8 protein-coding genes are annotated in these 8,035 nt (G+C 60.5%); 5 read left to right on the top strand and 3 right to left on the bottom strand.

The features are described from left to right. The 3 genes from EN749_RS24910 to EN749_RS24900 all read left to right on the top strand — a co-directional run. Positions 1–234, top strand: a 234-nt coding sequence (locus EN749_RS24910; RefSeq protein ID WP_145990994.1) for a DMT family transporter, incomplete at its 5' end; no start/stop codon positions are given. Between the two features lie 12 nt (positions 235–246). After that, positions 247–1,035: an ATP12 family chaperone protein gene (locus EN749_RS24905; protein ID WP_128364164.1), complete on the top strand. Its 789-nt coding sequence runs from the start codon at positions 247–249 to the stop codon at positions 1,033–1,035. Positions 1,036–1,227: 192 nt separating this feature from the next. Continuing rightward, positions 1,228–3,117 carry an MFS transporter gene (locus tag EN749_RS24900; protein ID WP_127396443.1) on the top strand — a complete coding sequence of 630 codons (1,890 nt, stop codon included), beginning with the start codon at positions 1,228–1,230 and terminating at the stop codon, positions 3,115–3,117. Positions 3,118–3,213: 96 nt separating this feature from the next. On the opposite strand, the gene EN749_RS24895 is transcribed toward EN749_RS24900, so the two are convergent. Continuing rightward, complete coding sequence (locus EN749_RS24895; protein WP_127396442.1) at positions 3,214–3,411, bottom strand: DUF2735 domain-containing protein; 198 nt, start codon at positions 3,409–3,411, stop codon at positions 3,214–3,216. A gap of 316 nt (positions 3,412–3,727) precedes the next feature. Between EN749_RS24895 and EN749_RS24890 the strand changes: the two genes are divergently transcribed. After that, positions 3,728–4,768, top strand: coding sequence for a glutamine synthetase beta-grasp domain-containing protein (locus EN749_RS24890; RefSeq protein WP_127260164.1), 1,041 nt, complete (start codon positions 3,728–3,730; stop codon positions 4,766–4,768). A gap of 741 nt (positions 4,769–5,509) precedes the next feature. On the opposite strand, the gene glnA is transcribed toward EN749_RS24890, so the two are convergent. Both glnA and EN749_RS24875 read right to left on the bottom strand, forming a co-directional pair. After that, entirely contained in the window at positions 5,510–6,919 is a 1,410-nt protein-coding gene (glnA, locus tag EN749_RS24880; RefSeq protein WP_027038720.1) for a type I glutamate--ammonia ligase, read from the bottom strand. Positions 6,920–6,984: 65 nt separating this feature from the next. Then, positions 6,985–7,323, bottom strand: coding sequence for a P-II family nitrogen regulator (locus tag EN749_RS24875; protein WP_006205430.1), 339 nt, complete (start codon positions 7,321–7,323; stop codon positions 6,985–6,987). Positions 7,324–7,681: 358 nt separating this feature from the next. Between EN749_RS24875 and EN749_RS24870 the strand changes: the two genes are divergently transcribed. Continuing rightward, positions 7,682–8,035 (top strand): NAD(P)H-hydrate epimerase (locus tag EN749_RS24870; RefSeq protein ID WP_281061925.1); only part of this gene is annotated, 354 nt, incomplete at its 3' end.

Raw genomic sequence — 8,035 nt, 5'->3', positions numbered from 1 at the left:
TTCCAGGCTGTCTACATCGTCGCCTTCACCTATGTGCTGTGGTTCTGGCTGTTGCGGCGCTATCCGGCGTCAGGCCTGTCCAGTTTCACTTTCCTGTCGCCGGTTTTCGGCGTGCTGTGCGGCGCCATGTTCTTGAATGAGCCGCTGACCATGCGCATTTTCCTGGCACTTGGCCTGATTGCCGCCGGCCTGATCATCGTCAACCGGCCGGTGCGCAAGCTGACGCCGGTGTAAGAGAGACCTTCTATGCGTGATATCCTGAACGACCTTGAAGCCGGCAAATATCTTTCCGACCCGGATCCTGTGCGCCGCGCCCAGATCCAGATGAAGACGCCTCTGCCGAAACGCTTCTACAAGACCGTCTCGGTCGCGCCGGTGGAGGAGGGGTTTGCCGTGTATCTCGACGGCAAGCCGGTGCGCACGCCCGGCAAGGCGCTGCTGGCGGTGCCTACCGAAGCGGCAGCCGCGCTCGTCGCCGACGAGTTCGCCGCCCAAAGCGAGACCATCAATCCGGTGACGATGCCGGTGATGCGCCTCGTCAACACCGCCATCGACGGCGTCGCCAGCGACCCGCAGGCGGTGCTGGAGGACATTCTGCGCTTTGCCTCGTCCGATCTGCTCTGTTACCGCGCCGACGCGCCGCAAGGGCTGGTGGAGCGGCAAAACCAGCATTGGGATCCGGTGATCGACTGGGCGAGGGCACTCGGAGCCCGCTTCAATCTGGCCGAGGGCATCATCCATGTCGAGCAGCCGCGTGAGACCATCGCGGTGCTGGGCAGCCATCTTGCCCAGCGAACGGAGCCGCTGCGGCTCGCCGCCATCCATGTGATGACGTCGCTCACAGGTTCGGCGCTGCTGGCGCTGGCTGTCGATTTCGGTGAACTCGATGCCGATTCTGCCTGGGCCGCTGCCCATGTCGACGAGGACTGGCAGATCGAGCATTGGGGGCAGGATGCGGAGGCCGTAGCCCGCCGCTCGGCTCGCAAGCACGACATGATGGCTGCTGTCGGCCTGCTGCAAGCGCTCAAGGGCTAAGGGGTTTTCCCAGCTCGCCCGGTTTCATCCCGCAGTGCACCTAATACCAAAGTCATAATCCCAAAGACGCGCTGCCTTTGGCGGGCGCTTTCTGTCATTTTTCTCGAATGGCTGTCGTTGAGTCCGTGCTCGGAGGAGAGCGCGGACGGTGTCGCGCAGCATCGAGAACGGGTCTCACGGGAGGATAACGAAATGGCAATAACATCGACCGCCGGCGGAGCAAGCCGCGGCATGACGCGGGAGGAGAAGAAAGTCATCTTCGCTTCCTCGCTCGGCACCGTTTTCGAATGGTATGATTTCTATCTCTACGGCTCGCTGGCAGTGTTCATTGGTTCGACCTTTTTCAGTCCAGCCATCCCGGAAGCGACCCGCAATATCTTCGCGCTGCTGGCTTTCGCCGCAGGCTTCCTGGTGCGCCCGTTCGGCGCATTGCTGTTCGGCCGCATCGGCGATCTTGTCGGCCGTAAATATACCTTCCTCGTCACCATGACGATCATGGGCCTGTCGACCTTCCTGGTCGGCTTGCTGCCTGGCTATGCGACCTTGGGCATCGCAGCTCCGGTGATCCTGATCATCCTGCGCATGCTGCAGGGCCTGGCACTGGGTGGCGAATATGGCGGCGCGGCCACTTACGTCGCCGAACATGCGCCGGACAACCGGCGCGGCTACTACACCTCGTGGATCCAGACCACGGCGACGCTCGGCCTGTTCCTGTCGCTGGTTGTGATCCTGATCGTACAGGCTTCATTGAGTAAGGAAAACTATGCTGCCTGGGGTTGGCGTATTCCGTTCATCGTGTCTTTCCTGCTGCTCGGCATCTCGATCTGGATTCGGCTTTCGCTTTCCGAATCTCCGACCTTCCAGCGCATGAAGGATGAGGGCAAGGGCTCCAAGGCGCCGCTGACGGAAGCCTTCGGCCAATGGAAGAACGCCAAGATCGCACTGCTGGCGCTGCTCGGCCTCACCGCCGGTCAGGCCGTGGTCTGGTACAATGGCCAGTTTTACGCGCTGTTCTTCCTGACCAACGTGCTCAAGGTCGACGCGCAGTCGGTCAACATCATGATCGCGATCGCCCTGGCGGTCGGCTCGATCTTCTTCGTCGTCTTCGGCTGGCTCTCCGACAAGATCGGCCGCAAGCCGATCATCATGGCGGGCCTTGCCTTAGCGATTGTATGCACCTTCCCGCTGTTCAAGGCACTGACCTGGGCTGCCAATCCGGCGCTTGCCACAGCCCAGCAGAACACGCGGGCGACGGTGACGGCGGCACCTGGAGATTGCAAGTTCCAGTTCAATCCGGTGGGTACCGCGAAGTTCACGACATCCTGCGATATCGCGACCTCGTTCCTGACCAAGAACTCGGTTCCCTATGACGTCGTGTCGACGGCCGCCGCCGGCACACCCGCATCTGTCAAGATCGGCAACGAGACGGTCGAGTCCTATGACGCCATCGCCGCCGGCGATCAGGCCAAGACCAAGGAAGCCGCCTTCATCAAGGCCGTCAACATGTCGCTGCAGGACGGCGGCTATCCACTGAAGCGCGCGGCAGCCAAGGTTGCGGACCAGAAGCTCGATGCGTTTGTTGCCGCCAACCCGGAACTGAAGCTGGACGCCGCTGCCATCCGTGCCGGTGAGAAGGCGACGGTGCCGATCGACCAGGCAGTCAAGGACAAGCTGCTGACCACCGACGAGGCGGCGGGCGCACCCGAAGTCACCGTCTACAACATTCCGGGTGGTGGCGCGTTCGCGATGTTCGCCGATCCTGCAGCAGTGAACTGGCCAATGACGATCGGCATCCTGTTCATCCTGGTGCTGTTCGTGACCATGGTCTATGGGCCGATCGCGGCGATCCTGGTCGAGATGTTCCCGACCCGCATTCGCTACACCGGCATGTCGTTGCCCTATCACATCGGCAATGGCTGGTTCGGCGGCCTGCTGCCGGCAACCGTGTTCGCGCTCAGCGCCTACAAGGGCGACATCTACTATGGCCTTTGGTATCCGGTGGTGATCGCGGCGATAACGCTGGTCATCGGCATGATCTTCGTCAAGGATACGCTCGGCACCGACCTGCACGCCAAGGAGTAGCCAGGCCCGGTGTTCAAAAGAAAGCCCGGCGCGAGCAATCGCGCCGGGCTTTCTCTTTTCAGGTCAATTCGTTGGCGAGGGCTGCTGCCCTTTGTGTCAGCTCTTGCGGCCCCGGGTCTCATCCTCGATGGCTGCCTCATGGTACCAGCCGTCGCCGAAGTCTGCGCGGGCACCACGCAGCGAGGCAAGCTCTGCCGCAAATTTAGCCTTGCCGCTCAAATTTGAGGCAGTGGCGCGCGCTGCCGCCGGGAACATCAAAATCTTGGCCGACGGTCGTGTGGAAATGATTTCCATTGCCGGGTTCCTTTCTTCTGCCGAACCTTTTCGATTCAACTTGATCCGAAGATAAGGTCTGCAATCAAGTTAGGCAATATGCCTATGAAAAGATCAGCAATTGCATACTATTTGTGCAAAGAACGACTGAGATTGATCGGAACGCATCGCTTAGGCGGATCACCGATTTCGAGTGGGTACCGGGTCAATTTTGCCGCACCCTTCACACCAAGAATGGCACACGAATTGCATTTTAAGAATGCGGCAGGCCGGCTGCTGACGGCAGACGCATGTCGACGCCGTTCAGTGTTCGGTGATCAAGCAACGAGAGGCTAGAATGACGAAATACAAGCTCGAGTATATCTGGCTCGATGGATATACCCCGGTCCCCAACCTTCGCGGCAAGACGCAGATCAAGGAATTCGCCGAATTCCCTGATCTCGAGCAGTTGCCGCTGTGGGGCTTCGATGGTTCCTCGACCCAGCAGGCCGAAGGGCACAGCTCTGATTGCGTGCTGAAGCCGGTTGCCGTCTATCCGGATCCCGCCCGCACCAACGGCGTGCTGGTCATGTGCGAAGTCATGATGCCCGATGGCGTCACGCCGCATGCCTCCAACAAGCGCGCCACCATCCTCGATGACGAGGGCGCCTGGTTCGGCTTCGAGCAGGAATATTTCTTCTACAAGGACGGCCGGCCGCTCGGCTTCCCCGAGAGCGGCTATCCCGCACCCCAGGGTCCGTACTACACCGGCGTCGGCTATTCCAATGTCGGCTCCGTCGCGCGCCAGATCGTCGAGGAGCATCTCGACCTCTGCCTCGCCGCCGGCATCAACCACGAGGGCATCAACGCCGAAGTTGCCAAGGGCCAGTGGGAATTCCAGATTTTCGGCAAGGGCTCCAAGAAAGCCGCCGACCAGATGTGGATGGCCCGCTACCTCATGCAGCGCCTGACCGAGAAGTACGGCATCGACATCGAATACCACTGCAAGCCGCTCGGCGACACCGACTGGAACGGCTCTGGCATGCACGCCAACTTCTCGACCGCCTATATGCGCGAAGTCGGCGGCAAGGCCTATTTCGAAGCGCTGATGGCGGCCTTCGACAAGAACCTGATGGATCACATCGCCGTCTACGGCCCGGACAACGACAAGCGTTTGACCGGCAAGCACGAGACCGCGCCGTGGAACCGGTTCAGCTATGGCATTGCCGACCGTGGCGCCTCGATCCGCGTGCCGCATTCCTTCATCAAGAGCGACTACAAGGGTTATCTGGAAGACCGCCGTCCGAACTCGCAGGGCGACCCTTACCAGATCGCCTCGCAGATCCTGAAGACGATCGCCTCGGTTCCGGCAAGCGCTCAGGTTTCGGCCGCCGCGTAAGCGTTTCGGACTGCATGACAAGATGACCCCGGCGTTTCGCGCCGGGTTCTTTTTTGGCCGTTACCCGGCTGACGGCATTCCTGGTAAAACATACCCAGAAAAAGTCAGGGAATTCACGCGGTCGCAAATCGCCCGGAAGTTCTGGCCGCAGCCATGTGAGCCTCCGGCGATCGCTCCCTATAAAGCCCGGAAAAGCGCCTTTTCCAGCCCTTATCTGGGGCAATGGACCTTCCATAAGCATCTGTTCATACAGCAGAATCGGTCATTCGCGGCCCGGCTTGCAGCGTTGACAGATCACGCTACGGCATGCGTATTCGCAGGCCTTGGGGTTACGTCACGCAATGCTGTTCGGACGGGCGGGGTTTTCTGAACGGCGGCATTGGCGTGGGCGCCGGACGAGCGGTCACTGTAGCCTGAGACAGTGCTCCGCTCGCTCCTGGCTCCAACGTTGGCGACCGACCGGCCGCCTTGACCTTCACCGGACATCGCCGAGTAGTGATTGAAGTCACCGGACCGACGCGCTCAGGCCGGCCGCTCCGATGGACCGTGGGTCCAGAATCCAGGCATCGTATGATCGTCGAAGACGAAAGACCAATATGGCTGTCCATGCGTGGCTGCCGCGCAGGCGAGACATGCCGCTCGGCTGGCAATTCCTATTGGAGCGCAGCAAAAAGCCCTTGAAAGAGGGAAGTCTTTCAAGGGCTTGGTTATTATGGCGTATCTTAGTCTGAGATTGAAGCCTCAGACAGAGTAATACATATCGTATTCGACCGGATGCGGGGTCATTTCGAAGCGCATCACTTCGGCCATCTTCAGTTCGATGTAGCTGTCGATCTGGTCGTCGTCGAAGACGCCGCCAGCCTTCAGGAAGCCACGGTCCTTGTCGAGGCTCTGCAGGGCTTCGCGCAGCGAGCCGCAAACGGTCGGGATCTTCTTCAGTTCCTTCGGCGGCAGGTCGTAGAGATCCTTGTCCATCGGCTGGCCGGGATGGATCTTGTTCTTGATACCGTCGAGGCCGGCCATCAGCAGCGCGGAGAAGGCGAGGTAGGGGTTCGCGCCCGGATCGGGGAAGCGGACCTCGACGCGCTTGGCCTTCGGCGACGAGCCGAACGGGATACGGCACGACGCCGAGCGGTTGCGCGCCGAATAGGCGAGCAGAACCGGCGCTTCGTAACCCGGCACCAGGCGCTTGTAGGAATTGGTCAGCGGGTTGGTGAAGGCGTTGATCGCCTTGGCATGCTTGATGACGCCGCCGATGAAAAACAGGCAGCTTTCCGACAGACCGGCATATTCATTGCCGGCGAAGGTCGGCTTGCCGTTTTTCCAGATCGACATGTGGACGTGCATGCCCGAGCCGTTGTCGCCGAAGATCGGCTTCGGCATGAAGGTCGCCGTCTTGCCGTAGGCATTGGCGACCTGGTGCACGACATATTTGTAGATCAGCATCTTGTCGGCGTTGCGTACCAGTGCGTCGAACTTGATGCCGAGTTCGTGCTGGGCCGCCGCCACCTCATGGTGGTGCTTTTCGACCCGCACGCCCATCTCGGCGAGCACGGTCAGCATTTCCGAGCGCATGTCCTGCGCGCTGTCGATCGGCGGCACCGGGAAGTAGCCGCCCTTGACGCGCGGACGGTGGCCGAGATTGCCGGTCTCGTAGTCGGTGTCGTCGTTCGACGGCAGTTCCGTGGAGTCGAGCTTGAAACCGGTGTTGTAGGGATCGGCCTTGTACTTCACGTCGTCGAAGACGAAAAATTCGGCTTCCGGGCCGACATAGATGGTGTCGCCGATGCCTTCGGCCTTCATGTAAGCCTCGGCCTTCTTGGCCGTGCCGCGCGGATCGCGGTTGTAGGATTCACCCGAAACCGGATCGAGGATGTCGCACAGGATGACCATGGTCGACTGGGCGAAGAACGGATCCATGTGAACCGTTTCCGGGTCGGGCATCAGCACCATGTCGGACTCGTTGATGGCCTTCCAGCCGGCAATCGACGAGCCGTCGAACATCACGCCATCGGCGAACATGTCTTCCTCGACCTCGATGACATCCATCGTCACGTGTTGCAGCTTGCCCTTCGGGTCTGTGAAGCGCAGGTCGACGAATTTCACGTCGTTGTCCTTGATCTGCTTCATGATGTCTTTGGCTGTCGTCATGTCATGTATCCCTGTGTGATGACTTTTTTTGTTGATGACGTTTTCAGGAGGATGGGGCGGTCGGGTCAGACCGCATCCATGCCCGTTTCGCCGGTGCGTATCCGCACGACTTCCTCGATATTGGAGACGAAGATCTTGCCGTCGCCGATGCGGCCCGTCTGGGCCGCCTTGCGGATGGCCTCGATGGCGCCTTCGACCGCGTCGTCGCCAAGCACGACTTCGATCTTTACCTTGGGCAGGAAATCGACGACATATTCGGCGCCGCGGTAGAGTTCGGTATGGCCCTTCTGACGACCGAAGCCTTTTGCCTCGGTGACGGTTATGCCTTGCAGCCCGGCCTCCTGAAGCGCTTCCTTCACTTCGTCCAGCTTGAATGGCTTGATGATCGCTTCGATCTTTTTCATGTAAAAAGTGGCCTCCACTGCCAAAAAAACGGGTTGTGACCCCCCGCTTGCGCCTCCATCAAGCACGAACTGTGCCAATTCAGCGGATTCGAAGCGGTCTTATAAGATTTCAAAGCCGCGACGCACCGGGATGCAAATTCGCGTCATTCGCTGCACCGGAAGCGGCATGGGCTGCCAGAGCCTACACAGCGCCAGCACCCGCGTCCGCACAAAAATCAGGCATATCGCCTATCCCGCAGGCAATTCTCTGCCCGCGATGCCTTCGTGCCGACGTTATGGCTGCAGATCTCGGCAACTCCCCCTTGTTTGCTTAGGATCGAAATTGGACAATGCGCGATAGCATGCGGATCGGCAATCCATGAGCAACGAACTTCTTTCCCCGGCCGAAATGAGCGAGGCTGATCGGCTGACGATCGCGGCCGGTCCGGCCAATGGAATCAGCCTGATGCGGCGCGCGGGCGAAGCGGTCGCGGCCGAGGTGCTCAAGCGCTATCCCTCGGCAAAGCACATCCATGTGCTCTGCGGGCCCGGCAACAATGGCGGCGATGGCTATGTCGTGGCACGCCTCTTGGCCGGCAGCGGCGTCGGCACAACGATCTGGTCATCCGGAGCGCCGAGGCCGGAAAGCGATGCGGCGCTCGCCGCCGCGGAATCCCTGGTCAAGTCCCGGCCGCTGTCTGATTTCGACGCCGAGTTCGGCTCGATCGTGATC

It is taken from the genome of Mesorhizobium sp. M7A.F.Ca.ET.027.02.1.1, assembly GCF_004022985.1.
Classification (GTDB): Bacteria; Pseudomonadota; Alphaproteobacteria; order Rhizobiales; family Rhizobiaceae; genus Mesorhizobium.
This window is presented reverse-complemented; position numbering and strand designations above follow the sequence as displayed.

Excerpts from the sequence above, each read along its gene's own strand:
- EN749_RS24905 (WP_128364164.1), top strand. The coding sequence starts at position 247 with ATGCGTGATATCCTGAACGACCTTGAAGCCGGCAAATATCTTTCCGAC.
- EN749_RS24900 (WP_127396443.1), top strand. The coding sequence starts at position 1,228 with ATGGCAATAACATCGACCGCCGGCGGAGCAAGCCGCGGCATGACGCGG.
- EN749_RS24895 (WP_127396442.1), bottom strand. The coding sequence starts at position 3,411 with ATGGAAATCATTTCCACACGACCGTCGGCCAAGATTTTGATGTTCCCG.
- EN749_RS24890 (WP_127260164.1), top strand. The coding sequence starts at position 3,728 with ATGACGAAATACAAGCTCGAGTATATCTGGCTCGATGGATATACCCCG.
- glnA (WP_027038720.1), bottom strand. The coding sequence starts at position 6,919 with ATGACGACAGCCAAAGACATCATGAAGCAGATCAAGGACAACGACGTG.
- EN749_RS24875 (WP_006205430.1), bottom strand. The coding sequence starts at position 7,323 with ATGAAAAAGATCGAAGCGATCATCAAGCCATTCAAGCTGGACGAAGTG.